This is a genomic window from Rhizobium sp. 16-488-2b, from assembly GCF_017741815.1.
GTDB lineage: Bacteria > Pseudomonadota > Alphaproteobacteria > Rhizobiales > Rhizobiaceae > Rhizobium.
This window is the reverse complement of the sequence record NZ_JAGHMF010000026.1, coordinates 146,736-171,260: the sequence shown is the minus strand read 5'-3', so window position 1 is coordinate 171,260 and position 24,525 is coordinate 146,736. Positions and strand designations below refer to the sequence as shown.

22 protein-coding genes and 2 pseudogenes are annotated in these 24,525 nt (G+C 60.8%); 14 read left to right on the top strand and 10 right to left on the bottom strand.

The features are described 5' to 3' along the window. Nucleotides 1-151 precede the first annotated feature (151 nt). The 6 genes from rsfS to J5286_RS21195 all read left to right on the top strand — a co-directional run bounded on the left by rsfS (nt 152) and on the right by J5286_RS21195 (nt 5,891). Entirely contained in the window at nt 152-592 is a 441-nt protein-coding gene (gene rsfS, locus J5286_RS21220) for a ribosome silencing factor (RefSeq protein WP_209191993.1), read from the top strand. 131 nt (nt 593-723) lie between these two features. Then, entirely contained in the window at nt 724-1,206 is a 483-nt protein-coding gene (gene rlmH, locus J5286_RS21215; protein ID WP_209191992.1) for a 23S rRNA (pseudouridine(1915)-N(3))-methyltransferase RlmH, read from the top strand. A 121-nt stretch (nt 1,207-1,327) separates the two neighbouring features. Next, nucleotides 1,328-2,761: a murein hydrolase activator EnvC family protein gene (locus tag J5286_RS21210; RefSeq protein ID WP_209191991.1), complete on the top strand. Its 1,434-nt coding sequence runs from the start codon at nt 1,328-1,330 to the stop codon at nt 2,759-2,761. Beyond that, the gene (locus tag J5286_RS21205) at nt 2,751-4,073 is read left to right on the top strand and encodes a S41 family peptidase (protein WP_047509025.1); all 1,323 of its coding nucleotides are present in this window, start codon (nt 2,751-2,753) and stop codon (nt 4,071-4,073) included. The genes J5286_RS21210 and J5286_RS21205 overlap by 11 nt, the downstream gene beginning before the upstream one ends. A 79-nt stretch (nt 4,074-4,152) precedes the next feature. Continuing rightward, nucleotides 4,153-5,349, top strand: coding sequence for a divergent polysaccharide deacetylase family protein (locus J5286_RS21200; protein ID WP_209191990.1), 1,197 nt, complete (start codon nt 4,153-4,155; stop codon nt 5,347-5,349). An 11-nt stretch (nt 5,350-5,360) separates the two neighbouring features. Continuing rightward, nucleotides 5,361-5,891, top strand: a complete 531-nt coding sequence (locus J5286_RS21195; protein ID WP_018901053.1) for an RNA pyrophosphohydrolase — start codon at nt 5,361-5,363, stop codon at nt 5,889-5,891. Between the two features lie 56 nt (nt 5,892-5,947). Here the strand turns inward: J5286_RS21195 and bfr are convergent, their stop codons facing one another. The 5 genes and pseudogenes from bfr to J5286_RS31275 form a co-directional block, all read right to left on the bottom strand. Then, on the bottom strand, nt 5,948-6,433 hold the full coding sequence (gene bfr, locus J5286_RS21190) for a bacterioferritin (protein ID WP_018901052.1): 486 nt from the start codon (nt 6,431-6,433) through the stop codon (nt 5,948-5,950). Then, nucleotides 6,399-6,793: pseudogene (locus tag J5286_RS31280) on the bottom strand ((2Fe-2S)-binding protein). Before J5286_RS31280 ends, bfr begins: the two are co-directional and overlap by 35 nt. A gap of 94 nt (nt 6,794-6,887) precedes the next feature. Next, on the bottom strand, nt 6,888-10,337 hold the full coding sequence (locus J5286_RS21180) for an error-prone DNA polymerase (RefSeq protein ID WP_209191988.1): 3,450 nt from the start codon (nt 10,335-10,337) through the stop codon (nt 6,888-6,890). After that, nucleotides 10,334-11,761 carry a Y-family DNA polymerase gene (locus J5286_RS21175; RefSeq protein ID WP_245206421.1) on the bottom strand — a complete coding sequence of 476 codons (1,428 nt, stop codon included), beginning with the start codon at nt 11,759-11,761 and terminating at the stop codon, nt 10,334-10,336. The genes J5286_RS21180 and J5286_RS21175 overlap by 4 nt, the downstream gene beginning before the upstream one ends. A gap of 40 nt (nt 11,762-11,801) precedes the next feature. After that, nucleotides 11,802-12,752 (bottom strand): ImuA family protein, encoded by a 951-nt coding sequence (locus J5286_RS31275; protein WP_348529279.1) that lies wholly within the window; start codon nt 12,750-12,752, stop codon nt 11,802-11,804. 163 nt (nt 12,753-12,915) lie between these two features. On the opposite strand from J5286_RS31275, the gene J5286_RS21170 reads away from it, so the two are divergent. Further along, nucleotides 12,916-13,353, top strand: coding sequence for a metallopeptidase family protein (locus J5286_RS21170; RefSeq protein ID WP_183899995.1), 438 nt, complete (start codon nt 12,916-12,918; stop codon nt 13,351-13,353). Between the two features lie 40 nt (nt 13,354-13,393). Here J5286_RS21170 and J5286_RS21165 read toward each other — a convergent pair whose 3' ends face one another. Both J5286_RS21165 and J5286_RS21160 read right to left on the bottom strand, forming a co-directional pair. Further along, the gene (locus J5286_RS21165; RefSeq protein WP_018901046.1) at nt 13,394-13,600 is read right to left on the bottom strand and encodes a DUF1737 domain-containing protein; all 207 of its coding nucleotides are present in this window, start codon (nt 13,598-13,600) and stop codon (nt 13,394-13,396) included. Nucleotides 13,601-13,611: 11 nt separating this feature from the next. Further along, complete coding sequence (locus J5286_RS21160; RefSeq protein WP_209191986.1) at nt 13,612-14,535, bottom strand: HpcH/HpaI aldolase/citrate lyase family protein; 924 nt, start codon at nt 14,533-14,535, stop codon at nt 13,612-13,614. Nucleotides 14,536-14,647: 112 nt separating this feature from the next. Between J5286_RS21160 and J5286_RS21155 the strand changes: the two genes are divergently transcribed. The 4 genes from J5286_RS21155 to J5286_RS21140 all read left to right on the top strand — a co-directional run bounded on the left by J5286_RS21155 (nt 14,648) and on the right by J5286_RS21140 (nt 16,547). Next, nucleotides 14,648-14,890 carry a hypothetical protein gene (locus tag J5286_RS21155; protein ID WP_111562683.1) on the top strand — a complete coding sequence of 81 codons (243 nt, stop codon included), beginning with the start codon at nt 14,648-14,650 and terminating at the stop codon, nt 14,888-14,890. A gap of 136 nt (nt 14,891-15,026) precedes the next feature. Next, the gene (locus tag J5286_RS21150; protein WP_018901043.1) at nt 15,027-15,455 is read left to right on the top strand and encodes a VOC family protein; all 429 of its coding nucleotides are present in this window, start codon (nt 15,027-15,029) and stop codon (nt 15,453-15,455) included. Between the two features lie 127 nt (nt 15,456-15,582). Then, a complete protein-coding gene (gene leuD / locus J5286_RS21145; RefSeq protein ID WP_018901042.1) occupies nt 15,583-16,191 on the top strand; it encodes a 3-isopropylmalate dehydratase small subunit in 609 nt (202 codons plus the stop codon). Between the two features lie 146 nt (nt 16,192-16,337). Further along, a complete protein-coding gene (locus J5286_RS21140) occupies nt 16,338-16,547 on the top strand; it encodes a hypothetical protein (RefSeq protein ID WP_209191985.1) in 210 nt (69 codons plus the stop codon). Between the two features lie 14 nt (nt 16,548-16,561). Here J5286_RS21140 and J5286_RS21135 read toward each other — a convergent pair whose 3' ends face one another. Further along, a complete protein-coding gene (locus J5286_RS21135; protein ID WP_209191984.1) occupies nt 16,562-17,494 on the bottom strand; it encodes a pyridoxal-phosphate dependent enzyme in 933 nt (310 codons plus the stop codon). 181 nt (nt 17,495-17,675) lie between these two features. Between J5286_RS21135 and leuB the strand changes: the two genes are divergently transcribed. From leuB to J5286_RS21120, 3 genes and pseudogenes are all read left to right on the top strand, one after another. Continuing rightward, nucleotides 17,676-18,788 (top strand): 3-isopropylmalate dehydrogenase, encoded by a 1,113-nt coding sequence (leuB, locus tag J5286_RS21130; protein ID WP_209191983.1) that lies wholly within the window; start codon nt 17,676-17,678, stop codon nt 18,786-18,788. 119 nt (nt 18,789-18,907) lie between these two features. Further along, the gene (locus J5286_RS21125; RefSeq protein ID WP_209191982.1) at nt 18,908-19,666 is read left to right on the top strand and encodes a phosphatase PAP2 family protein; all 759 of its coding nucleotides are present in this window, start codon (nt 18,908-18,910) and stop codon (nt 19,664-19,666) included. 83 nt (nt 19,667-19,749) lie between these two features. Beyond that, a pseudogene (locus tag J5286_RS21120) lies at nt 19,750-20,478 on the top strand (phosphatase PAP2 family protein); the annotation flags it as partial. Nucleotides 20,479-20,530: 52 nt separating this feature from the next. On the opposite strand, the gene J5286_RS21115 reads toward J5286_RS21120, so the two are convergent. Next, complete coding sequence (locus J5286_RS21115) at nt 20,531-22,417, bottom strand: MFS transporter (protein ID WP_209191980.1); 1,887 nt, start codon at nt 22,415-22,417, stop codon at nt 20,531-20,533. 247 nt (nt 22,418-22,664) lie between these two features. Beyond that, a complete protein-coding gene (locus J5286_RS21110) occupies nt 22,665-24,428 on the bottom strand; it encodes a glucan ABC transporter ATP-binding protein/ permease (protein ID WP_113009421.1) in 1,764 nt (587 codons plus the stop codon). Nucleotides 24,429-24,525: the final 97 nt, after the last annotated feature.

Below are 24,525 nucleotides of genomic sequence, written 5' to 3'. Positions count from 1 at the left end.
ACACAGCCCCGCAGGATGCACTTGAGGCTGAGCCATCCGTTGCTACTGCGCCAAATCCGGCATTCATGCTTTGTGATCGCGGGCGTCTTGAAACATTTATGGTTCGGTGCCTATCTTAACCATGATTTGGTTCGCCAAATCAGTGATGTGCATGCTTTGTCATTCCGAGAAAGGGAAAGCACTGACAACAGTACACGCAAAGGGAAACACGAAAGTCGTTGTCCCGAAGAGCCCGGAACGTGGCGTTGATGCCGCTGCCCGCGCCCTGCACACCGTCCTCGTCAGCCTCGAGGACTCCAAAGCTGAAGATATCGTTTCCATCGACATTGCCGGAAAATCGGCGCTCGGCGACTTCATGGTCGTGGTATCGGGCCGCTCGAGCCGCCATGTCATGGCGATTGCCGACCACCTGCTCAGCGACCTCAAGGACGAGGGCTTCGGCTCCGCCCGGGTCGAAGGCCAGGATGCCGGCGATTGGATCCTGATCGATACCGGCGATGTTATCGTGCATGTCTTCCGTCCCGAAATTCGCGAGTTCTACAACATCGAAAAGATGTGGCAGGCTCCCGATCTGGACGAGACGCTGCACTGATACTCCAGCCGGCAGGCTGTCTGGACGCTGCGTCCGGCGCCTGATAGATGGCTGTGATTGGGCCGGTGGTGCTTTAGCCCCGGCCTGCGGCACTTTTGAGCCGGGAAAAGCCTGATAGCAGGAGCGGACACATGCGCGTTGGTCTTTTTGCCGTGGGGCGGCTCAAATCCGGCCCGGAGAAGGATCTTGCGGCGCGTTATTTCGACCGCTTTGCAAAGGCCGGTCCCGCCATCGGCCTCGAATTCTCCCGGGTTGTCGAAGTCGCCGAAAGTCGCGCCTCCAATTCCGATACGCGCAAGCGCGAGGAAGCGGGCATGCTTCAGAAGTCGCTGGCGGACGGCAGTATTCTCATTCTCCTCGACGAGCGCGGCAAGGCGCTCGACAGCGAAGGCTTCGCCACTCTTCTCGGCAATTACCGCGATCAGGGAAAGCGCGAGATGACGATCGCGATCGGCGGCGCCGATGGACTTGATCCGGCGCTCTACGATCGGGCGGACGCAACGCTGTGCCTGGGCAAGATGACCTGGCCACATCAACTCGTTCGCACGCTGATCGCCGAGCAGCTTTATCGCGCCGTGACGATCCTCTCCGGCCATCCCTACCATCGCGTCTGAGCGCTCACGATCATTCACGCAGGTGTGTCTTGCGCGATCGGGCGGCAGGCCTCAATCTTTCTGGCAAAGATGGTCAAATCAGCTTAATCTTCGCGCGGTTTAAGAGGATTTACCGATCGGCATGCCGACACCTGCATCCAAGCAAAACTATGTGATCTTGTCGGTTGCCGTGGCGAGCCTCGCCGCGTCGGTTCTCGGCGTGTCCGGGTGGGTTTCCGCTCTGGCGCAGGAGCAGCCGGCCGCCGCGCAACCGGACCCTCAGGCGACAAGCGCGCCCGTTGCGGCTGCGGCACCTGATCCGGCCGTCGAACTGGAAAAGAAGCGCGACCAGACGCGCAGCGAACTGGATGCGCTATCGAAGACCATCAATCTCTCTTCGAGCAAGGTCGCGGAACTGCAGAAGAGCATCGAAGATCTGGACAAGAGCACCAGCAGTGTTCGCCAGGCGCTGATCGATTCCGCCGCGCGGCGCAAGTCGCTGGAAAAGCAGATACTGGAGAGCGAGAAGAAGCTTGCCGATCTGGGCGTGAAGGAAGATGCGGTTCGCCACTCGCTGCACGAGCGGCGTGGATTGCTGGCCGAGGTGCTCGCGGCGCTGCAGCGGATGGGCCGCAACCCGCCGCCGGCGCTTCTGGTGACACCCGATGATGCGCTTGCTTCGGTGCGCAGCGCCATCCTGCTCGGTGCCGTTGTTCCCGGCATCCGCAAGGAGACGGACAAACTCGCCGCCGATCTCGGCAACCTGGCCTCGCTGCAGGCCGCAAGTGCCGCCGAGAAAGCCGGCTTGACGACGACGATGACCAACAGCCTCGAGGAAGAGCGGCGCATGGATTTGCTTCTCGCCGAGAACGAGAAATTGAGCCGGAGCAATACAGCCGAGCTCAATGCCGAGCGCCAACGCTCCGAGGAATTGGCGGGCAAGGCCACGAGCCTCGAGAGCCTTGTGGCATCGATGGAAAGCGAGATTTCATCCGTTCGCCAGGCGACGGCCGCGGCGCGCCAGGCGGAGGAAAATCGCAGGCTGCTGACGGATGAACAGCGCGCGCAGGCCAAGGCTTTGGCGGACAGCGGGGTGCCCGATAAAAACCGCATTGCGCCCGCATATCCGTTCGGAGAATTGAAGGCCAAGCTGGAGTTGCCCGTTGCCGGCGATATCCTGCGCCAGTTCGGCGATGCCGATGGAACAGGCCACGAGGCGATGGGTATGACGCTGGCGACCAACCCGGAGACGGTGGTCACCGCACCGGCGGATGGTCTGATCGTTTATGCCGGCGCGTTTCGCAGCTACGGGCAGATGATCATTCTCGATGCCGGCGATGGATATCACTTGGTTCTCTCCGGAATGGAGACCATGAACGCGCGGCAGGGCAAGTTTGTTTTCGCCGGCGAACCGCTTGCGGTGATGGGTGCGAAAAGAGTGGCCAGTGCGACTGCATTGGCGCTGGAAACAAACCGACCAACGCTTTACATTGAATTTCGAAAAGACGGAAAGCCGGTCGATTCCCGACCATGGTGGACCGCCAAAGACACCGGAAAGGCACGCAATGATTCGTAGGGCTTCTCTTGTTCTGGTTGGCGCATTGATGGGTGCGACGGCCATGAGCGTCATCTATTCCGCCGGTGTGCCCGCGGAAGCGGCGGGGGCGTCCACCTACAAGGAACTGTCCGTTTTCGGTGACGTGTTCGAGCGCGTTCGCGCCCAGTACGTGACGCCGCCGGCTGAAGACAAGCTGATCGAAAATGCCATCAACGGCATGCTTTCGTCGCTTGACCCGCATTCGAGCTACATGAACGCCAAGGACGCGGCGGACATGCAGACCCAGACCAAGGGCGAGTTCGGCGGTCTCGGCATCGAAGTCACGATGGAAGACGAGCTGGTCAAAGTCATCACGCCGATCGACGACACACCGGCCGCCAAGGCAGGTGTTCTCGCCGGCGACTATATTTCTGAGATCGACGGACAGTCCGTCCGTGGCCTGAAGCTTGAAGACGCTGTCGAGAAGATGCGCGGTGCCATCAACACCCCGATCAAGCTGACGCTGATCCGCAAGGGCGCCGACAAGCCGATCGAACTGACGATCGTTCGCGATGTCGTCGCCGTGCAGGCGGTCAAATCGCGCGTCGAGGATGATGTCGGGTATCTCCGCATCATCTCGTTCACCGAGAAGACTTATCCGGACATGGAAAAGGCGATCGAGAAGATCAAGAAGACCGTTCCGGCCGACAAGCTCAAGGGCTACGTGCTCGACCTGCGCCTCAACCCGGGCGGTCTGCTCGATCAGGCGATCCAGGTATCGGATGCGCTTCTGCAGCGCGGCGAGGTGGTTTCCACCCGTGGCCGCAATCCGGATGAAACCCGCCGCTTCAATGCCGGCCCGGGCGATCTGACTGATGGCAAGCCTGTGATCGTTCTGATCAACGGTGGCTCGGCTTCGGCATCGGAAATCGTTGCCGGCGCCCTGCAGGATCTGCGTCGCGCCACGGTTCTCGGCACGCGCTCCTTCGGCAAGGGATCGGTTCAGACCATCATTCCGCTTGGCGAGAACGGCGCACTTCGCCTGACGACGGCGCTCTACTACACGCCGTCGGGCCGCTCGATCCAGGGCACCGGCATCACGCCTGACATCAAGGTCGAAGAGCCGCTGCCGGATGATCTGAAGGGCAAGATGGTGACCGAGGGCGAATCCGCCCTGCGCGGCCACATCAAGGGCCAGAGCGAGACGGACGAGGGCTCGGGCTCCGTCGCCTACGTGCCGCCGGATCCGAAGGATGACGTGCAGCTCAACTACGCGCTCGACCTTCTGCGCGGCAAGAAGACGGACCCGTCTTTCCCGCCGAACCCTGAAAAGGCCGTTAGCGCCAAGTAATGATCAGATGAGGCGTCAGGCCGGATGAGGATCCGGCCTGACGCCTTTTTGCTGTCCTGATGATGGAAGCAGCCGAAGAATGAATACCGATCTGCACGCGCCTCTTGGACAGAACCGCAAACCCGGCGGCAAGCGCCCTGGCGTCTTGCACACGGGGCGGGTGGTCGCCGGGCTTTGCCTCGTGCTGATCGGCGGCTTTTCGGTCTATACCGCCTTTCGCGGTGATGGCCTGAAGCGCGAGACGCCGCCCGCCAAGGAGCAGGCCTCCGCCGTTCCTACCGATACCGCCCAACAGACCGCCGCGCCCGATGCCGCGCCTCCCAACGGCATGCCGCGCAGCGAGCCGAATTCCGGCGCCAATGTCGAGCGGATGACGACTGGCGATGGCTCGGTGGTGACCAAATACAGCCCGAAAACCCGCGACGGAAATGGCCCCGTTCTGATCGATGCCATGCAGGTGGGGCAGGATCCGCGAATGGCCGCGCTGCCGAACGATGCCCTGCTCGAGGCGTCGTCGTTCGGGCGGCTGCCGATCGTTGGCCCCGATGGTCGTCGGCCGATGGATCAGTATGCGCGGCCGTGGTCGGGCGCGCATGGAACGCGGATCGCGATCGTCGTGAGCGGGCTTGGCCTGAGCCAGACGGGCACGCAGCGGGCGATCCAGCAGTTGCCCGAGGAGGTGACGCTTGCATTCGCTGCAACCGGTAACAGCCTGCAGCGTTGGATGCAGGAGGCGCGCCGCTCCGGCCATGAAATACTGATCCAGGTGCCGCTCGAGCCTTTTGATTATCCGGCGAACGATCCAGGCCCCGACACGCTGCTGACGTCGAAAAGCGTCGCCAAGAATATCGAGAGCCTGCACCGGGCGATGGGCGAAATCACCAACTACACCGGCGTTTTGAACTACCAGGGCGGCCGTTTCCTCTCGGATGCGAATGCCCTGGAGCCTGTCATGCGCGATATCGGTAAGCGTGGGCTGCTCTTTCTCGACGACGGCACCTCGGCGCAGTCGAAGACGGCCGCGATTGCCAAGGGCACCGAGACGCCCTACGCCTTTGCGGACGTGCAGCTCGACGGGCAGGTGGATTTCAACGCGATCACCAACAAGCTGGATGAACTCGAGCGCGTGGCCAAGCGCAACGGCCAGGCGATCGGTGTCGCCTCGGCATTTGACGAGAGCATCGATGCCATTTCAAAATGGACGGAAGAAGCGGCGATGCGCGGCATCGAAATCGTCGGGATCGCCGCGCTGACCAACGATCCGAAGAAACCATAACAGAGACAACCATGAGCCAATCGACCGTTAAAGCCGAAGATCTGCCCTATCGCCCCTGTGTCGGCGTGATGATCCTCAACCGCGCCGGGCTCGTTTGGGCCGGCCGCCGGATTCCGGCGGAGAATTCGGAATATGATGGCTCGCCGCAGCTGTGGCAGATGCCGCAGGGCGGCATCGACAAGGGCGAGGACCCGCTGACGGCGGCCTATCGCGAGCTCTATGAAGAGACGGGGATGAAGACGGTGACGCTGCTTGCCGAGGCGAAGGACTGGATCAACTACGATCTGCCGCCGCAGCTGATCGGTATCGGGCTGAAGGGCAAGTTTCGCGGTCAGACGCAGCGCTGGTTCGCCTTCCGCTTCGATGGTGATGAGAGCGAGATCGCCATCAACCCGCCGCCGGGTGGACATTCCGCGGAATTCGACGCCTGGGACTGGAAGCCGATGGCGGAGTTGCCGGAACTGATAGTGTCGTTCAAGCGCGGCGTCTACGAGCAGGTGGTCAGCGAGTTTAGCCATCTCGCCGGATTGCCGGCTGCCTGATTTATGGCGCCAAATTTGGATGCCGGCCGCCTGGGCGACCGGCTCCTGTGGCGTGATTATTCGGCTTGGTCGGCCGAGTCGGCGTTCAGCTGGCCATACTTGGCCTCGCCGATCTTGCCGAGCAGCTCGAGCTGCGTTTCGAGGAAGTCGATGTGGCCTTCCTCGTCCATGAGGAGCTCTTCGAAGAGCTTCATGGAAACGTAGTCGCCGGCCTCATGACAGATATCGCGTGATTTCTTGTAGGCGGTGCGAGCGTCGTATTCGCCGGCGAGATCCGCTTCCAGAACTTCCTTGACGTTCTGGCCGATGCGCAGGGGCGCAAGCGTCTGCAGGTTGGGGTGGCCTTCGAGGAAGATGATGCGTGCGACGAGCTTGTCGGCATGCTGCATCTCTTCGATCGATTCAGCGCGCTCCTTCTTGGCGAGCTTGGTGTAACCCCAATCTTCAAGGAGCCGGTAGTGAACCCAGTACTGGTTGACAGCACCAAGTTCCAAAAAGAGGGCCTCGTTAAGCCGCTCGATGACTTTTTTGTCGCCTTTCAATGTCCGCTCTCCTGTTTTCTTCATGGAAGTTTCTGAGGCGGGACATGAAATCAAATATTTCGGCATCCGTCGAGTGCCGACGGGCGTGATAGTCCTCGGTCGTCTGAATGATGATGTCGACCACATTCGGGAAACAACCGCAGCAACGGCCGCGTTTTTCCATGGCGTGGTAGACTTTCGCAGGGACAATAAGCTGCCAACAGTCCTCATCGAGAAGGCTGTTGATAACCTCCCGGATTTCGGTGTCGGTTATATAGTTGCAACTGCAGACAAGCACGTCTTCATTCCAAACATGACAATGACTATCGTCTTTTTGCTAAAGAAGACGTTCGTTGTCAAGAAAGATTCATATTCAGGCACTCCCGCTTCGCCTGCCTTCCGGCCCGCTTACGATCCAATCAAAGCGGATGGTTCTCCGCTTGCGACGATGACCGAACGGACCCGCCATTGAAAATCAATGAAAATTACGGCCCTTCGGCATGACCGACGCCGTGGCTTCATTCCGCCCGCGCTTGTCATGCGTGGTTATTCTTTTTTCCATCACCGCCTTCTCCAATGTCTCGTTGAGCTTCTTCTGTCGGGGATCGGCGGTCGGTCGGCGCGCTTCGTCCGAGCGGTCGCAGACGCCGAAGCGATTGGCCTCCTTCTGCAAGAGGCCCAAGGCGTGCGTCATGTCCTCGATGTGATCGACAACCGTATGGATCACCCCACTCTGGCTCTGCAGCTTGCCGCGGATCTTGACGAGCCGGGCGCCCATGACGATGGCGCGATATTTCTCGAAGGTCTTCGGCCAGACGATGGCATTGGCGACGCCGGTTTCATCCTCCAGCGTCATGAAGATAACGCCCTTGGCCGAGCCCGGACGCTGGCGCACCAATACGAGGCCGGCAATCGTCACCCAGCGGCCGTTCGGCACCTTGAGCAGGTCGACACTGCGGGTGATGCCGATCCCGCGCAGTTCGTCGCGCAGGAAGGACAGAGGGTGCGCCTTGAGCGACAGCGACAGATATCGGTAGTCCTCGACCACCTGCTCGCCCGGCAGCATTGCAGGCAGTCTGGCTTGCGGCTCGACCTGCAGATCGAGATGAGATGCCTGATCGAACAACGGCAAGCGCTCGGCAGCACTCTTCACATCCAGCGCACGGACCGCCCATAGCGCCTCGCGCCGGGACAGGCCGATGCTGTTGAAGGCATCCGCATCCGCCAGCCGCTCGATGTCGGATTTTTCGAGACCCGAGCGCAGCCAGAGATCGCGGATGGATGTGTAGCCATATCCCCGGTGAGCCATCAGTTTCTCGCGTATGGCCTCCTCGGATAACCCCTTGACCTGGCGAAAGCCGAGGCGGACGGCGTGGTTGGCCTTGATGACATCAGTCATCTCACGATGGCGGAAATCGATCCGACGAACATCGAAGCGTCCGCCTTCCAGGAGGCAGTCCCAATCCGAGCTGTTGATGTCGACGGGCCGGATCTCCACGCCGTGTTCCCTGGCGTCGCGGACCAGCTGCGCAGGCGCGTAAAAGCCCATCGGCTGCGAGTTCAGCATGGCCGCACAGAAGACATCGGGGTAATAGGCCTTCACCCAGGAGGAGGCGTATACGAGCAGCGCGAAGGAGGCCGCGTGGCTTTCCGGAAAGCCGTATTCGCCAAAACCCTTGATCTGATTGAAGCATTGCTGTGCGAACTCTTTCGAATAGATCTCCTTGGACATCATGCCGTCGATGAAGCGCTTTTCGAAATTGCCGATCGTGCCGGTTCGCTTGAAGGTCGCCATCGCCCGGCGCAACTGATCGGCTTCCGCCGGCTTGAAACCGGCCGCGGTGATGGCGATCTGCATCGCCTGTTCCTGAAAGAGAGGGACACCCAATGTCCGTTTCAGAACGTCTTTTAGCTCCTCGCTCGGATAGTCGATCGGAATACCTTGCCGTCGCTGCTCTCTACGCTTCAGATATGGGTGGACCATGTCGCCTTGGATCGGGCCGGGCCGGACGATCGCCACCTCGATCACCAGATCGTAGAATTCTCTTGGGCGCAGGCGTGGCAGCATGCTCATCTGCGCCCGGCTTTCGATCTGGAAAACACCGAGTGTGTCGGCCCGGCAGATCATGTCATAGACGGGCTCTTCGTCTTCGTGTTTGGCATTGCCGAGATCCGCGAGGGTCTTCTTCTCGTCGTAATGCAGCAGAAGAAGGTCGAAGGCCTTGCGCAGGCAGGTCAGCATACCGAGTGCCAGAACGTCGACCTTCAATATCTTCAAATTGTCGAGATCGTCCTTGTCCCACTCGATCATGTAACGGTCCGGCATGGCCGTGTTCATGATGGGCACGACTTCATCGAGCCGATCGCGAGTGATGACGAAACCACCGACATGCTGGGTGAGGTGGCGGGGAAAGCTTAGAAGCTCTGACGCATATTTCAGCACGTTGTTGGTCACGATGTTTCCGGTATCAAGACCGGCAGCCTTGGCCTCGCGTTCCGAAAGCTTGTCGTCAGACCAGCCCCAGACCAGACTGCCAATCGCCGACTGGACGTCTTCCGACAGGCCAAACGCCTTTGCGACCTCCCGCCCTGCGGAACGCGTGCGGTAGCTGGTCACGGCCGCCGTGAGCCCGGCATGCTCCTTTCCGTATCGCTGGTATATGTGCTGGATCACCTCTTCACGCCGGTCATGCTCGAAATCGACATCGATGTCGGGAGGCTCGTCGCGGTCCGTGGACATGAAGCGGTCGAAGAGAAGCTTATTCTTCTCCGGATTAACCTCGGTGATTTCCAGGCAGTAGCAGATGACCGAGTTGGCAGCCGAGCCACGGCCCTGGCAAAGAACATGTAGCTTGTATCGGGCATGCATGATGATCCTGTGGACCGTCAGGAAATAAGGCGCGTATTGTTTTTCCTTGATTAGTTCCAGCTCATAGCGGATCTGCGCTCTGGTTTCATCCTTCATCTCCTCTGGAAAACGTCTGGCGGCTCCGGCCCAGGTCAGGCGTTCAAGTGTCTCGTAAGGGGTTTCACCCTCGTCGTTTTCATCCGGGTAATTGTGCTGCAGGTCGTCGAGGCAAAAACTCAGCCCGGCGAAAAACCTTTGTGTGTTGATGACCGCGTCCGGATGATCCCTGAAGAGACGTTTCATTTCACGTTCGTCTTTCAGATGGCGTTCTGCATTCGGCGTCAACAGGAAGCCTGCCTTATAGATAGGAACGTGTTCACGTATCGAGGTGACGACGTCCGACAAGGGGCGGCGAGCCGCTTCGTGAAATAGCGGCTGGTTGGTGGCGATGAGAGGCACACGGTTGCGGGCGGCCAGCATGGAAAGAACGGAAAAAACGCGCCTGTCGCGACCGTCATAAGCGGGCGTCAGTGCCATGTGGAACTTACCCCGGAAACGCTCGCGCAGGCGTCGGAGGCAGGCTTCGAAGACGGGGTGACGACCGGTATCGTCGGCGATTGATGGGTTGGGTACAAGCGCCAGCATCATCCGGTCTCCCCATTCGATAAGGTCGGCCTCCTGCAAGAGGCAACTGCCCTTTTCCGCGCGCAGATTACCGGCGCTCAGCAGGCGACAAAGATGGGCCCAGCCTTTTCGGTCTTGTGGATAGGCCAGAATGTCCGGGGTCTCATCCGAGAAAACGAGACGAGCCCCCGGCTGAAAGCGAATTGGGTCGAGAACGGTTTCTGGCTTCTCGTCCCCCTGCAGCCGTCCCTGCTGTTTTCGCTCGTATTTTTCTTTGATCGCCTTGGCTTGGGCATGCGCCCTGACGACGCCGGCCACAGAGTTGGTGTCGGCAATGCCGAGACCGCCCAATTTCAGGAGCGTGCCCTGCAGCACCATCTCCTCAGGCTTGGATGCACCTTCCAGAAAGGAGAAGTTCGTCTTAGCGCCGATCTCGAAAAAACCGGCGTTCATGCGAGCATTCCATGCATGTACCAGCTCTGCTTTTCATCGTAGCCGTAAAGGCCTTCGCGATAGATCCAAAACCGATAGCCCTGATCGTCCTCGATGCGAAAATAATCGCGCGAGGGCTTATCCTTGTCGTCGGTCTTGTCTTTCATCCACCATTCTTCGGCAATCCGTTCAGGCCCCTCGCTTTTGACAACGCGGTGGCGCATGCGGCGCCATTGAAAGCTGACGGGTGCGCCGTCGGGAACCTCTACGGCGAAAGCATCCATGGGTTCCGGCCGCTGCAAAATACGGACCGGTCTTTCGCTGCGTGCTGGTGGTGTAATGATTTGCTCAATTCGGGATGCCGATAAAGCGTCGATCGCGGGGACGAGAATAGCCGCCCTTTCTGGTATATGGCTCTCGCGTAACTGAAAGGTTTGAAGACAATCGGCACCGAGCCTTGCCGAAACGCGATCAACGAAGATGGCCAGCGATGCGTCCGTTTGACGGTGCCCCTCGAAATCGCTCTGGGCCGTATCGAAACTTTCATGGCGCAGGACATTGAGCCGCAGGATCTCGAACCCGTAGCCGGCGTCGAGATCGTCATGGACGGCCTGCAGGCGTTCGGTGAAGAGGACGGCGATGCGCTTGGGTTCCCGCAGCGGCCTGGTCGTGCCGGCCGCGATGCGGAAGACCTTGCCATCGACGCGAAACAGGACGAGTTCGAAAACGCGGCCACCGACGCCGCGCGCCTCCAGCGACGGTTTCAGCGCATGGGCGATCTGGTCGGTCACGGCCAGAATCTCCTCTTCCGCGACGACCGGTTCCATCAAGCGGCGCTCGGCCGAGAGGCTGGCGACGGGCAGGCGCGGCGATATCGGCTCCTCATCCGTTCCAAGTACCTGGTCAAGCCGCAACAGCACGCTTGCGCCGAAACGACGGGTCAGCGGCGCGCGCGGGGTTTCCATCAGGTCGCCGATGTATTTCAGGCCCATCTTGGTGAGTGCTGCGACCGTGTCGTCCGAGAGGCGCAGTGCAGCGACCGGAAGGGGAGCAACGACCCGTTCCGTCTCATCCGCGTCGATCACGCCTCCCTGGCCGAAACGGCTGACCGCCCAGGAGAGGCCCGGGGAGGCGGTGATAGCCCCTCGGACGTCGATGCCCATTTGAAAGAGCCTGGACAGGATATCCTTGAGGAGCGCCTTTTCGCCGCCGAAGAGGTGGGCGCAGCCGGTGATATCGAGAAACAGGCCATCCCTGCCGTCGAGCGCCACGAGCGGCGTATAGCGATCGCACCAGTCGGCGATGCCTTCGAGAAAGCGCAGGTCGGCAGCGGGATCCTCCTCGATCACCTCGATCGTCGGGTGGATGGCGCGCGCTTCGGCGACACCCATGCTCTTTTTCAGGTTGATCGCCTCGGCTGCCTCGTCCAGCGCCGTCAGCCGCATGGTGTTGGCGTGGCGGCCGGAGCAGACGATCGGCGGCGTCTCAGGACGATTGCGCAAACGCCAGGCGAGACCCCACTTCTTCCTGGATATGCGATCGGTTGGCAGATGCGGAAAATGCAGCGCCAGAATGCGCTGAGCGTTCGCCTGGAAAGCGAGTGTTGGCTGATGGGCGGACAGGGAAAAACCGGCGGTCATGGGGGTTCCACTCCAGAAGAATGGAGAAGGGAGCCGGGTTTCGGCTCTTCTCCAGGGTGATGCGAAAGATCGGATTGCCGATGCTGCCGCCCAGCATCGAACCATCAGGCAAGGGCCGCGCCGCAGATGGCGCGGGTTCGGCACGAAAGCGGAAGATGGCGCTGCTGGCCTCTTCCTCCGCTGCCTGCCGCAACAGGAAAAGCGGGCGGCGAGACGCCTTTGCCCGCAGGTTGAGACGGCGGCTCTCCGTCAGGCCGAAGGGCCTGGGATTGCCGCGAACCTCGAGAATGGTGGCTGGAAAGACGCCGCTTTCGACGGCGGTTTCCGCCAGCCACAGCGCATCCTCCAGCTTTTTGGGTGCGGCGTGCAGGAAGAGCCGCGGCTTCAGGCCGAAATCACTAAGGCCGACGGCATAGGGCCGTCCGGCCTCCATCGTCGCCACCGTGTCGGCGATCCAGAGGATCGGCAGGTGCGTATTCGCCCCCTCCTCTTGCCCATGCTGGAGCATGGCTGCGATCGCCAGAACGAAGCCGCTGCTTGCGCCGGCATTGCGCAGTAGCGTCGTGCGGATTTCGGTCAGGCCATCGAGCGGCAGGCCGCCGTCGAGTGCCTCATCCAGAGCGGGGATGCCAAGCGGCAGACGCAGGGCGTCTTCGCTCTTCGGCTTGTCGAGAACGGTTTCGGCCAAAGCCTGGTTTTCCGCCGCCGCCAATGCTGGCACCGGTTTTCCTTCAAGCTTTGCAATGGTTTCGCGGAGCGCAAAAAGCCGCTCGCGCGCCACGGCCGACTGTGCCACGACGTCACTCCATCTATCGGATGTTCCTATTATGTTCTTATGGATTCCAGAGCTCGGCCGAAGAGTCAACAGCCGTTTGATGTGAATTTATTCCTGCCTTTGATTCCGCTCTCGAAAATCAGCTGCAAAGGCTCTATATGGGCGGCAAAGGAAAGGAGCTTTTATGGCTCGCATAGACCAGAGCGACAATTGGCAGGATCGCCACGCTCCGACAATCAGCACGTTCGAGTCCCTGGCGATGGAGGCCTACAGCCACCTGCCGGAAGAATTCCGTGCGCTGACCACCAATCTGACGATCGAGATCGAAGACTTCCCCGACGACGACGTTTTCGAGGACATGGCGTTGGAAACGCCTTTCGATCTGCTCGGCCTGTTCGAGGGACGCGGGATTTCCGAACGCTTCACCCTGGAAACGGGCGAGCTTCCGAACCGCATCCGCCTCTACAGGCGGCCGATCCTCGATTACTGGGCCGAGAACGACGAAACGCTGGGCGATATCATCACCCACGTGCTGATCCATGAGATCGGCCACCATTTCGGTCTCAGCGACGACGATATGGAGCGGATCGAGGCGAGCGCCGAAGAGGCGGCCGAGCGCTAGGCGCTGCCTTCCCCTTAACGCTGGTCTTCGCCGGAAATTCTTACTGCTCGGAGAGCTTCATGTCGGGGTGGTAGTCCTTGCCCTCGACATGCTTGACGATCGCCTGGGCGCACATCACCTGGCCGGTCTGCGAGTTGAAGGTCATGGCCGGCGAGCCGTTCAGCGACCAGCCCTTGTTGAGGGCATCGGTTACGCGGTGGCAGAAGGCGGCGTCGTCCTGGCCGGTCAGAAGGCGGTAAAGCTTCATCACATCGTCTTTCAGTTTGCCGTCTGGCCTTTTGCCTTCTGGCGATCTGCAATCAGGCGGGCTTTATGAACCAGAGTTTCCGCCTGGACAAGATGCAGCCGCTCGATCATGCGTCCGCCGACATTGATGACGTTGAGGCCATCCGTGGCGGGGTCGGCGAAAGCTTTCATGATCGCTTGGGCTTCTGCGATGGCGGATGCGTCCGGGCCGAAATGCCGGTTGGCGGGCTCGATCTGCGCGGGATGAATCAGCATCTTTCCATCGAAACCCATGGCGCGTGCCTCGGCGCATTCGGTGTCGAAGCCATCGATATCCTTGAAGTCGTTGAAGACGCTGTCGATCGCGCAGAGGCCGTAAGCGCGCACGGCGAGGATCACCTGCATCAGCCAGGGCACGAGATACTGCCGGCCGGGTTGCGGCAGCACGCCTGTTTCCTTTCTGAGGTCGTTGAGGCCGACGACGAAGCAATCGAGCCTTGAGCCTGCCGTCCGTCCGGCCTCGGCGATCGCCGCGGCATTGAGGATGCCGCGCGGTGTTTCGATCATCGCCCAGATCCGCACTTCATCAGGCGCATCGGCATCCGCGAGAAGATCGCTGACTAACATGACGTCCTGCGGTTCGTTGACCTTCGGCAGCAGGACGGCATCCGGCTCAAGCGCGCTCACGAGTTCCATGTCGGCTCGGCCCCAGTTGGTGTCGAGGCCGTTGATGCGGATGATGCGTTCCTTGCCCTCGAGCGGCTTGCCCTGGAAGAAAGCGGCCAGGTTATCGCGCGCTTCGGCCTTCTTCTCGGGCGCCACGGAATCCTCAAGGTCGAAGATCACGGCATCGCAATCGAGCTGATGGGTCTTTTCAAGCGCGCGAGGGTTGATCGCGGGAACGCTCAGCACCGAGCGGCGCAGGTTCATCGAACGGGTGAGAGGAGACTGGCTCATCACGAATGTGTGTCAAGCTTTGTGACTGATGGCAAGACAACAAAAAGCCATGCTTATCTTGCAAAAGACAAGACGAAGGACCACATTCCTTTCCTAGAAAGGTTTCAAACCCATGCAGAATATTCGTTCCGTCTTCCTTTTGCTTGCAGGCATCACCGCATTCGCAGCATTGGCGCTCTTCACCTTTTCGGTGACGCTCGCCGTTGGCGCCATTCTGACGGTGCTGATGGTCGGCCGCGCTCTCTCGCTGAAGATGAAGGCGGCTCCCGTCTGCGCAAGGGCGAAGTCCAAGACGCGCGATGGTCAACCCATGCGCATCTGGAACGACGGTCGCGGCACGATCATCGATCTCTGATCGCCCCTCTCCGATCGCTTCTGGCGTCCCGAATTTATTTCATTCAGTCTGTCGGCTGGCGTTTTGCTCGCGCGTCCTAGATGCGGCAAGGCTTGTGGCTGCACAAGCATCACGCCAGGCATCAATGGAGGACTGCATGGAAAGCGAAACGCAAACCGGCCAGATGGCCATGCCGCCGGTCAAGAACGGGCTGCTCCCCTACATCACTGTCGACGGCGCGTTGAAGGCGGCGGAATTCTACAACAAAGCTTTCGGCGCCGAGCAGGCATTCGTCGTACCGCCCGATGAAAATGGGCGCACGATGCATGTGCATCTCTACATCAACGGCAGCTCACTGATGCTGAGCGACGCCTATCCCGAGCACGGTCATCCGTTCCGGCCGCACCAGGGTTTCTCGCTGCAGCTCGTCGTCGACGATATCGATCTGTGGTGGGATCGGGCGGTGAAGGCCGGGGTCGAGGTGGTCATGCCCGTCGAGCGCATGTTCTGGGGTGACCGCTATGGTCAGCTACGCGATCCCTTCGGCGTCTCCTGGGCGATGAACGAGCCCGCCAAGGCCGGCTAGATCAGTCGCGCCCGGCCGGCCGGGTCTTCGGGGCGCTGGCCGGGGCTGCAGATTCCCCTTCATTTTGCCGGGAAACTGGACTAAACGCTGATCAACACACTATCTCTGCCGAACTGGAGGCCAGGCCATGGAAAAATTCACCAAGCTGACGGGCGTCGCCGCCCCTCTGCCGGTTGTCAACATCGACACCGACATGATCATCCCGAAGGATTACCTGAAGACGATCAAGCGCACTGGCCTCGGCAAGGGTCTCTTCGCGGAAGCCCGCTACAATGAAGACGGCACGCCGAACGAGGATTTCGTTCTCAACAAGCCGGCCTACCAGAACGCTAAGATCCTCGTCGCCGGCGACAATTTCGGCTGCGGCTCCTCGCGTGAGCACGCTCCGTGGGCGCTGCTCGATTTCGGCATCCGCTGCGTGATCTCCACCAGCTTCGCCGACATTTTCTACAACAACTGTTTCAAGAACGGCATCCTGCCGATCAAGGTCAGCCCGGAAAATCTGGAAAAGCTGCTGGACGATGCCTCGCGCGGCTCCAATGCCATCCTGACGGTCGACCTGGAAAACATGGAAATCACCGGCCCTGATGGCGGCTCCATCAAGTTCGATCTCGATGCCTTCAAGCGTCACTGCATGCTGAATGGTCTCGACGATATCGGCCTGACGATGGAAAAGGGCAAGGAAATCGACCAGTTCGAAAAGGCCAACGCCGCTTCCCATCCCTGGGCCGCCTAAGCGCCTCGACAGGATTGCATGATCAAGCCGGCGGGTTCTCTCCCGCCGGCTTTTTCTTTGGCTGCACGGTAGCGCTGTTTCGGTGCTTTGACGCCGCGATAGGCTGGGCTACATTGCCTCTCGCTCAATTGCGGGATTAGCCTGGCATGTCGGACCAAGATAAATCACAGGTGTCATCGCCGACCGAGCTCGTGGAGGCGTTCGACGACATCGCTCAGGGGCTCGCCGAGCTCGATCGCGGCGAGAGCACCGATCTGGATGAGGTGCTTGAGAAAGCGCGGGCAATTGTTGTTGCCGCGGAGCGGCGACATGGACACCCCTTGGCGCAACATAAAGCTATCGACGGTAACGCCTGATCGGCTCGGTCGCTTCAGAGCAGCCGCTCTCTCCACATCTTGAGCTTCTCCAGCGACACACCGATGCCGCCGCAGACCTCGATCAGTGGGTTCTTGAAGCGGGCGAGGAGGTCGGGGTGGCAGTCGGCGACGGCAAGAGCGGCGCCACAGGCGGGTTCGACGAGGATGCGATAGGCGTCGGCGAATTTCAGGCAGGCGGCGACGGCTTCGGCGTCGGTCACCGTCACGCTCTCGATCGGATGATGCCTGGGAAGGTCGAAGACATGCTGGGCGACCTGGCGGGCGCCGAGCGAGGTGGCGATCGAGGTGATGGCGGGCAGGGTGATGCGTTCGCCGGCGGCCAGGCTGGCGTTGAAGGATGCGGCCCCTTCTGTCTCGACGGCGATGACGGGCACATTATCGAGGCCGTTGCGCTTTAGGCCGGCGACGATGCCGGCAAGCAGGCCGCCGCCGCCAACGCTGGCAATCACGCAGTCGAATTCGGCGCCCTTGGCCACCACTTCGTCAATCAGCGTGCCGTGGCCTTCCCAGAGCAACGGATGGTCGAACGGGTGCACATAGGCGGCCTTGCGCTCTGCGGCGAGATTGACCGCATGGGCATTGGCCTCGTCAAAGACGGAACCATGGACTAGGACGGCGGCACCGGTGGCTGCGATCGAGCGGCGGACGTCCTCGGAGGTCGTTTCCGGCACGACGATGGTGACAGGTATGCCGAGCGCACGGCCGGCATAGGCAGCGGCGATGCCGGCATTGCCGCCGGAGGCGCAGAAGATTTCCTTGGCGCCGTTTTCCACCTCATGCTGGCACAACCTGCCGACGCCGCGCAGCTTGAAGCTTCCCGCCGGCTGCAGCGCGTCCAGCTTCAGCCAGAGCGGCCTGTTTGCAGCGCTATAGTCGGCGGATGTCTGAAAGAGCGGCGTGTCGAGATGGAGCGGTGCGGCGGGCATGGGCGTTTTCCGGGTCATGGTCACGATGCCCTTCTTGTTGCCGATGCAAATCGAGGGGTCAACCGATCGTTCAACTGATCTTCAACTCTGGCGCCAACCGTACCGAAACGGCCTCTTGGTCGCTTGAAATGCCTTCTGCCGAGGGATAATAAGCCGCAACTTGTTTTTCCCGGAGGTTTCCATGACGACGCGCAATCTTTTCCTGCTGCCGGGTGACGGCATTGGTCCCGAGGCCATGGGCGAGGTCCGCAAGATCATCGCTTACATGAACGAGGAAATGTCCGCCGGCTTCGTCACCGACGAAGGTCTGGTCGGTGGCAGCGCCTATGACGCGCATGGCGCAGCGATCTCTGAAGCCGACATGCAGAAGGCGCTTGCCGCCGATGCGGTTCTCTTCGGCGCCGTCGGCGGTCCGAAGTGGGACGACGTTCCCTATGAGGTGCGCCCGGAAGCCGGCCTGCTGCGCCTGCGCAAGGATCTCGAGCTGTTCGCGAACCTCCGTCCTGCCATCTGCTACCCGGCGCTCGCTGCCGCTTCCTCGCTGAAGCCGGAGCTGGTCGAAGGCCTCGATATCCTGATCATCCGCGAACTGACGGGTGGCGTCTATTTCGGCGAGCCGAAGACGATCACCGATCTCGGCAATGGCCAGAAGCGCGCCATCGACACGCAGGTCTACGACACCTACGAGATCGAGCGCATCTCAGCCGTGGCCTTCGAAATGGCCCGCACGCGCCAGAACCGTGTGTGCTCGATGGAAAAGCGCAACGTCATGAAGTCGGGCGTGTTGTGGAACCAGGTCGTCACCGCGACGCACAAGGACAAGTATTCCGACGTCAAGCTCGAGCACATGCTGGCGGATGCCGGCGGCATGCAGCTGGTGCGCGCGCCGAAGCAGTTCGACGTCATCGTCACCGACAACCTGTTCGGCGACATGCTGTCCGACGTTGCCGCCATGCTGACGGGCTCGCTCGGCATGCTGCCGTCGGCTTCGCTTGGCGCGCCTGACGGCAAGACCGGCAAGCGCAAGGCGCTTTACGAGCCGGTGCATGGTTCGGCCCCCGATATCGCCGGCAAGGGCATTGCCAACCCGATCGCGATGATCGCCTCGTTCGCCATGTGCCTGCGCTACTCCTTCGCCATGGTCAAGGAAGCCGACAATCTCGAAAAGGCGATTGCCAACGTGCTCGACAAGGGCATCCGCACGGCCGATATCATGGCCGACGGCGCCAAGAAGGTCGGCACGGTCGAGATGGGCGAAGCGATCCTCGCCGAGTTCAAGGCGCTTTCTGCCTGATATTTCACGTGAAACATCTTTCAGACCCTTCGCATCTCACGATGCGGAGGGTCTTTGCATTGAAGGTGCCTATCGCCGCCCCTATCTCACTCCTGCATTGAGAAAAGAGCGGGAGTGGAATGAGCGAGAGCGATCGAAGGCCGGGTTTCTGGGGCTATCTGAAGAAGCGCTACCAGGCGCGCCGTACGATCCATCGCCGGGTTCCCTGGAAGGGGTTTGCCTTTTCCGCGATCAACGCCGTGGCCATCGCCTTTTTCGTGTTCGATCGCCCGCTCGGTATTGCGGCCAAGGAACTGGCGCAGCCGCTGGTCACGCTTGCCGGTGATATCACCGACATCGGCAGGCTTGCCTGGATTCTCGCCGGTCTGACAACCGTTGTTGCGACCGCCTATCTGGTCCGACGGCGCTTGTGGAAAGTGCGCGAGCGGTTCCGGATGATCTATTTCGGGCAGATGACTGCCTATGTAGCGCTATCCGTCCTGTTCACCGCCATTATCGCCAACTCCCTGAAGTTTGCGATCGGGCGCGCGCGACCGCTGATCTATGATCAGGAGGGTATCTTCAGTTTCGCGCCGTTCAACATGGATTTTCTGCACCAGAGTTTTCCCTCCGGGCATTCGGCGAATATCGGGGCGCTGTTCATGGCGTTGGCGCTGCTCTTTCCCCGCTTTCGCCTTGGCTTCGTGGCCATTGGTCTGTGGCTGGGCGCCACCCGTATCATCATCGGCGTGCATTATCCCAGTGACGTTACGGCGGGGCTGGCGCTTGGCGCGTGGATCGCTTTTGCCACGTCCATCCTGTTTGCACGCTTCGGTCTGGTGTTCTCGATCGGGCGCGATGGCGGGTGGCCGATACCGCGGCTCAGCCGCTTGTTGTAAGCGCCTCCGTAAAAATTCTGTAGTCTGCTTCTGCTAGGTCTCGGTGGTTGATCGACAACCCCTGACCAGGACCGCCGACAGACATGAAATCCTTTCTCTCTTCGCTTGAGAAACGCAGGCTCCGCTGTCGTCACGGCATGCCGCATCTGCGTTGGCAGTCCTGTCTGTTCGTCACGGTCAACGCCGTGATCCTCTCGCTCCTATTGTTCGATGGTCCTGTCGGCGGCGATCACGTGCCGCCAACCATTCGCAGGGTCGGCCTGATGTTGACCGATTTCGGCAAGTCCGACTGGATCATCATCGTCAGCGCCTTCCTTCTGTTCCAGGGCTGGGCATCGTCGCGCACCGCCACCAGCGTGCGTCACCGCCTGCAGGCGCTCAGGGTCAGCTGGATCGGCTGCTATCTCTTAACCTCGATCGCGTTGTCGGGACTGGTCGCCAATCTCCTGAAACGGCTGATCGGGCGGGCCCGGCCGGAACATTTCCAGGACTACGGCATCTTCTCGTTTTCGTCCTTCTCCGGTCATTCCTTCGAAAGCTTCCCATCAGGCCACGCAACGACGATCGGCGCCTTCTTCGCCGCCTTCGCGCTGCTTTTCCCGCGCTATCGCATTGCTTTCGCGGCTTGTGCGCTGTGGTTCGGCATGACGCGGGTCATGGTGAGTGCGCATTATCCGAGCGACGTGATCGCCGGTCTGGCGCTCGGCGGGTGGTTCTCGATGATGGTGGCCATCGTCTACGCGCGCCATAATCTTCTGTTTCGCCCAAGCGTCGGCGGCTGGCCACAGCCGAAGCGGCTGTTTCCGGCCATAGAAAACCCGGCGCCTTTGGAGCGCCGGGCCTTGTCTCTCGTCTCCGGGATGGTCAATCCATTGCGTGGATATCGCGGTTCTTGGTCTCCGGCAGGAAAATCAGGCCGATCACAAGCGTGATCGCAGCGAAGATGATCGGGTACCAGAGGCCGAAGTAGATGTCGCCGGTGGCGGCACTCATCGCGAACGCCGTTGCCGGCAGCAGGCCGCCGAACCAGCCGTTGCCTATGTGATAGGGCAGCGACATGCCGGTGTAGCGGATGCGGGTCGGGAATAGTTCGACCAGCAATGCAGCGATCGGGCCGTAGACCATCGTCACATAGAGAACCAGCACGAACAGGATGGCAATCGTGCCGATCCAGTTGACGCGAGCGGGATCAGCCGCCATGGCGAAGGTGCCGCCGCCGGCGATATTGTAGACCGCCATGTCGGTGACGCCATTGGCTTCATCCGCCGTCAGCAGCTTGGCCGCCACCAGCTTGTCGGCCGGCATCGTCTCCTTGGCCCCTGCGCGGATCGCATCGGCGTTCAGCGCAAGTTCCGGATTGGCGGCGATGAAAGCATCGAGCTTCGCGTCCGGCACCTTGATGGCGCCGCGGTTCAGTGGATAGCCACCGTCGTGGAGCGCGATGTTGATGCTCTTCTCGAAGGCCGCAGTAAGGCCCTTGGCTTTGTCGCCGGCAGCGACTGCGTCAAAGCTGGTGATGGTTTCGTCACCGATCTTCACAGTCGCTGGCTGGCCGGCAGGGCCGGGGACGACATCATAAGGCACCGAGTTCTTGGTCAGGAAGGCTGTCGCCACGTCGCAGGAACTGGTGAACTTCGATGTGCCGGTCGGGTTGAACTGGAACTTGCAGTCCGTCGGATCGGCCGTCACCGTTGCCCGGACCGAGGCCTGGGCTTCGGCAAGCGCCGGGTTGGCGGTCCAGGTGAGGGCCTTGAACAGCGGATTGTAGGTGACTGCCGCAATCAACAGGCCAGCCATGATGATCGGCTTGCGGCCGATCCTGTCCGACAGGCCGCCGAAGATGACGAAGAACGGCGTGGCGAGAATGAGGGCCACGGCGACCATGATATTGGCTGCCTGCAGGTCGACCTTCAGAACGTTCTGCAGGAAGAACAGCGAGTAGAACTGACCGCCGTACCAGACGACCGCCTGGCCCATGGTGGCGCCGAGCAGGGCGATGAGGGCGATCTTGGCGTTTTTCCACTGACCGAATGCTTCCGTCAGCGGCGCCTTGGAGCCCTTGCCTTCCGCCTTCATTTTCTGGAAGGCGGGTGATTCGTTCATCCGCACGCGGATCCAGACGGAGACGCCGAGAAGGACGACCGAGACCAGGAACGGAATGCGCCAGCCCCAGGCGGCGAAGGCTTCCTTGCCCATGATGAACTGGACACCGACGATGACGATCAGCGACAGGAAGAGGCCGAGCGTCGCGGTGGTCTGGATCCATGAGGTGAAGTAGCCGCGGCGGCCATTCGGCGCGTGCTCGGCCACGTAGGTGGCTGCCCCGCCATATTCACCGCCGAGCGCCAGGCCCTGCAGCAGGCGAAGTGCGATCAGGATGATCGGCGCGGCGATGCCGATGGTGGCGGCACCGGGAAGGATACCGACCAGGAAGGTCGAGAGACCCATGATCAGGATCGTCACCAGGAAGGTGTATTTACGCCCGACGAGATCGCCGAGTCGGCCGAAGACGAGCGCGCCGAATGGGCGTACCAGGAAGCCGGCAGCAAAGGCCAGCAGCGTGAAGATGTTACGGGTGGCTTCTGGATATTGGGTGAAGTAGGTCGCGCCGATATAGGTGGCGAGCGAGCCATAGAGATAGAAGTCGTACCACTCGAATACGGTGCCAAGCGAGGAGGCGAAGATGACCTTCTTCTCCTCCGATGTCATCGGTCCGGCTTTCGCGCCCCCGACGCTTGCGACATTTGCCATGTTCTGTCCTCCACAGAATGATGTGAAATGCGGCGCGCGACCATACTCTCCTCAAAGCATACCCCTGGTCGCGGTTCGCCCGAGGAAAGTGTGCCAGAAAATACCACGCTTACGGAGAGCGGCTTTGGGATTATGACTTTAGTCTAAGGCTTTGCAGTCAGGCCGGGCCGCAGCAGCTCAGGTTCAGGCACGAAAAAAGCCGGATGGCGGACCATCCGGCTTCGATCGTTTTCGTGAAGTGCCTGTCTTAGGCGGCTTCCGTCGTGTGTGCCTTGCGGACTTCCTCGTCCGTCAGGATACCGCTGGCGCGGAGCAGTGCGGCGAAGCGACCGTTGCTCTGGCTGAGCTCGTCGAAGCTGCCTTCTTCGACGACGCGGCCGTTGTCGAGGAAGAGAACCTTGTCGGCTTCGCGAACCGTCGACAGACGGTGGGCGATGATGAAGGTGGTGCGGTTCTGACGAAGATTGTCGATCGCAGCCTTCACGCGGTTCTCCGTTTCGACGTCGAGCGCACTGGTCGCCTCGTCCAGCACCAGGATCGGCGCATCCTTGAGGATGGCGCGGGCGATGGCCACACGTTGGCGCTCGCCACCCGAAAGCCTGTTGCCGCGTTCGCCGACATGGGTGTCGTACTGGTCTTCGCGGGTCTCGATGAAGTCGGCGGCAGCGGCGGCTTCAGCTGCACGGCGCATGTCTTCATCCGAAGCGTTCTCCCGGCCGAGGCGAATGTTGTCGCTGATCGAGCGGTTGAGCAGGCCTGCATCCTGGAACACAGTGGCGATATACCGACGCAGCGACTTGCGGGTGATCTTCGTCGTATCGTGGCCGTCGACGAGGATCTGGCCGCTGTCGGGGTCGTAGACGCGCTGCAGCAGGTTGATCATCGTGGTCTTGCCCGAGCCGGTCGGGCCGACGATCGCAACCGTCTGGCCAGCCTTGGCGGTGAAGGACACGTTGTGCAGGCCCTGTGCCGTGTTGCCGAAGCGGAACGACACGTTGCGGAACTCGACTTCGCCCTTCACGTCGGTGATGTCGGCGTTGCCGGCAGGCTCTTCGCGATCACGGACCGAGTCTTCGAGAGCATAGAAGTCCTCGAGCTTGGAACGGGCCTCGAAGATCTGCGAGGCGAACTGGCGCATCTGGTCGAGACGAGAGATCAGAAGGTTGGCAAAGCCGATGAAGGCGATGACGTCACCGATGCGCAGCTCGCCGGCCTGGACCATGACGGTACCAATGACGAGAATGATCATCATGGCGATCGTCGAAGCCATGCGGTTCATCGCGCCGGCCAGCGCCCACCAATCGAGAACCGGGTACTGGGCCTGCAGCAGGCGTTCGGTGAAGGACTTCAGAGCCTTGGTTTCGGCTTCGATACGGTTGTAGCTGTGCAGCACCGAGACGTTGCTGATCGAGTCGCTGACATGCGAGAAAACCGTGTGGTAGTGGTTTTCGACCGAAGCCTGGCCATCCTTCGTGCGGCTCATGACGAGACGGCCGATCAGCCAGTAGGCGATACCGAGCACGACAAGCACGCCGGACAGACGGACGTCCATCGAGATCGCCGTCGGGATGAGGATGGCGATGGCAACGGCGGTCGCAAGGTGATTGCGCATGAATTCGAGCCAGAGGCCGAACAGCGTCTCACAGGCGCGCAGCAGCGTATGCAGGGCATTGGACGTGCCACGCTGATGGTGCCAGGAGAGCGGCATGGAGATGATGCGGCCGAAAGCTTCCGTCAGAAGCGTTGCGCGGCGGCCATGCGCCAGCCGGTCAGCCTCGCGGGCGACCAGGACGAAGGCGATCGTGTTGAAGACGGCGAAACCGGCCCACATGAACAAGATCGGCTTGACCTCGCCTTTGCCGGAAATTGCATCTATAATGCGGCCGAAAAGGATCGGCTCGGCGATGGTGATCGCTGCGAGCACGATGTTCGCGATAACGACCAGGGATACGCGGAACTTATAGGCGCCAAGATAGCGCAAAGCTCTTGCATAGACCTTGAAAAGCGACACGGCGAATTCCTCTTTGTGCATCTGCGAAATAGCGGATGTTGCGATGCTACAAAAACCTATCTGAACTGGCGATTAACAAGGCATTCATTGTTGGAAT

Coding starts and splice junctions, on each gene's coding strand:
- rsfS (WP_209191993.1), top strand. CDS start 152: ATGCTTTGTCATTCCGAGAAAGGGAAAGCACTGACAACAGTACACGCA.
- rlmH (WP_209191992.1), top strand. CDS start 724: ATGCGCGTTGGTCTTTTTGCCGTGGGGCGGCTCAAATCCGGCCCGGAG.
- J5286_RS21210 (WP_209191991.1), top strand. CDS start 1,328: ATGCCGACACCTGCATCCAAGCAAAACTATGTGATCTTGTCGGTTGCC.
- J5286_RS21205 (WP_047509025.1), top strand. CDS start 2,751: ATGATTCGTAGGGCTTCTCTTGTTCTGGTTGGCGCATTGATGGGTGCG.
- J5286_RS21200 (WP_209191990.1), top strand. CDS start 4,153: ATGAATACCGATCTGCACGCGCCTCTTGGACAGAACCGCAAACCCGGC.
- J5286_RS21195 (WP_018901053.1), top strand. CDS start 5,361: ATGAGCCAATCGACCGTTAAAGCCGAAGATCTGCCCTATCGCCCCTGT.
- J5286_RS21180 (WP_209191988.1), bottom strand. CDS start 10,337: ATGAACGCCGGTTTTTTCGAGATCGGCGCTAAGACGAACTTCTCCTTT.
- J5286_RS21175 (WP_245206421.1), bottom strand. CDS start 11,761: ATGCGGCTGACGGCGCTGGACGAGGCAGCCGAGGCGATCAACCTGAAA.
- J5286_RS21170 (WP_183899995.1), top strand. CDS start 12,916: ATGGCTCGCATAGACCAGAGCGACAATTGGCAGGATCGCCACGCTCCG.
- J5286_RS21165 (WP_018901046.1), bottom strand. CDS start 13,600: ATGAAGCTTTACCGCCTTCTGACCGGCCAGGACGACGCCGCCTTCTGC.
- J5286_RS21160 (WP_209191986.1), bottom strand. CDS start 14,535: ATGAGCCAGTCTCCTCTCACCCGTTCGATGAACCTGCGCCGCTCGGTG.
- J5286_RS21155 (WP_111562683.1), top strand. CDS start 14,648: ATGCAGAATATTCGTTCCGTCTTCCTTTTGCTTGCAGGCATCACCGCA.
- J5286_RS21150 (WP_018901043.1), top strand. CDS start 15,027: ATGGAAAGCGAAACGCAAACCGGCCAGATGGCCATGCCGCCGGTCAAG.
- leuD (WP_018901042.1), top strand. CDS start 15,583: ATGGAAAAATTCACCAAGCTGACGGGCGTCGCCGCCCCTCTGCCGGTT.
- J5286_RS21140 (WP_209191985.1), top strand. CDS start 16,338: ATGTCGGACCAAGATAAATCACAGGTGTCATCGCCGACCGAGCTCGTG.
- J5286_RS21135 (WP_209191984.1), bottom strand. CDS start 17,494: ATGCCCGCCGCACCGCTCCATCTCGACACGCCGCTCTTTCAGACATCC.
- leuB (WP_209191983.1), top strand. CDS start 17,676: ATGACGACGCGCAATCTTTTCCTGCTGCCGGGTGACGGCATTGGTCCC.
- J5286_RS21125 (WP_209191982.1), top strand. CDS start 18,908: ATGAGCGAGAGCGATCGAAGGCCGGGTTTCTGGGGCTATCTGAAGAAG.
- J5286_RS21115 (WP_209191980.1), bottom strand. CDS start 22,417: ATGGCAAATGTCGCAAGCGTCGGGGGCGCGAAAGCCGGACCGATGACA.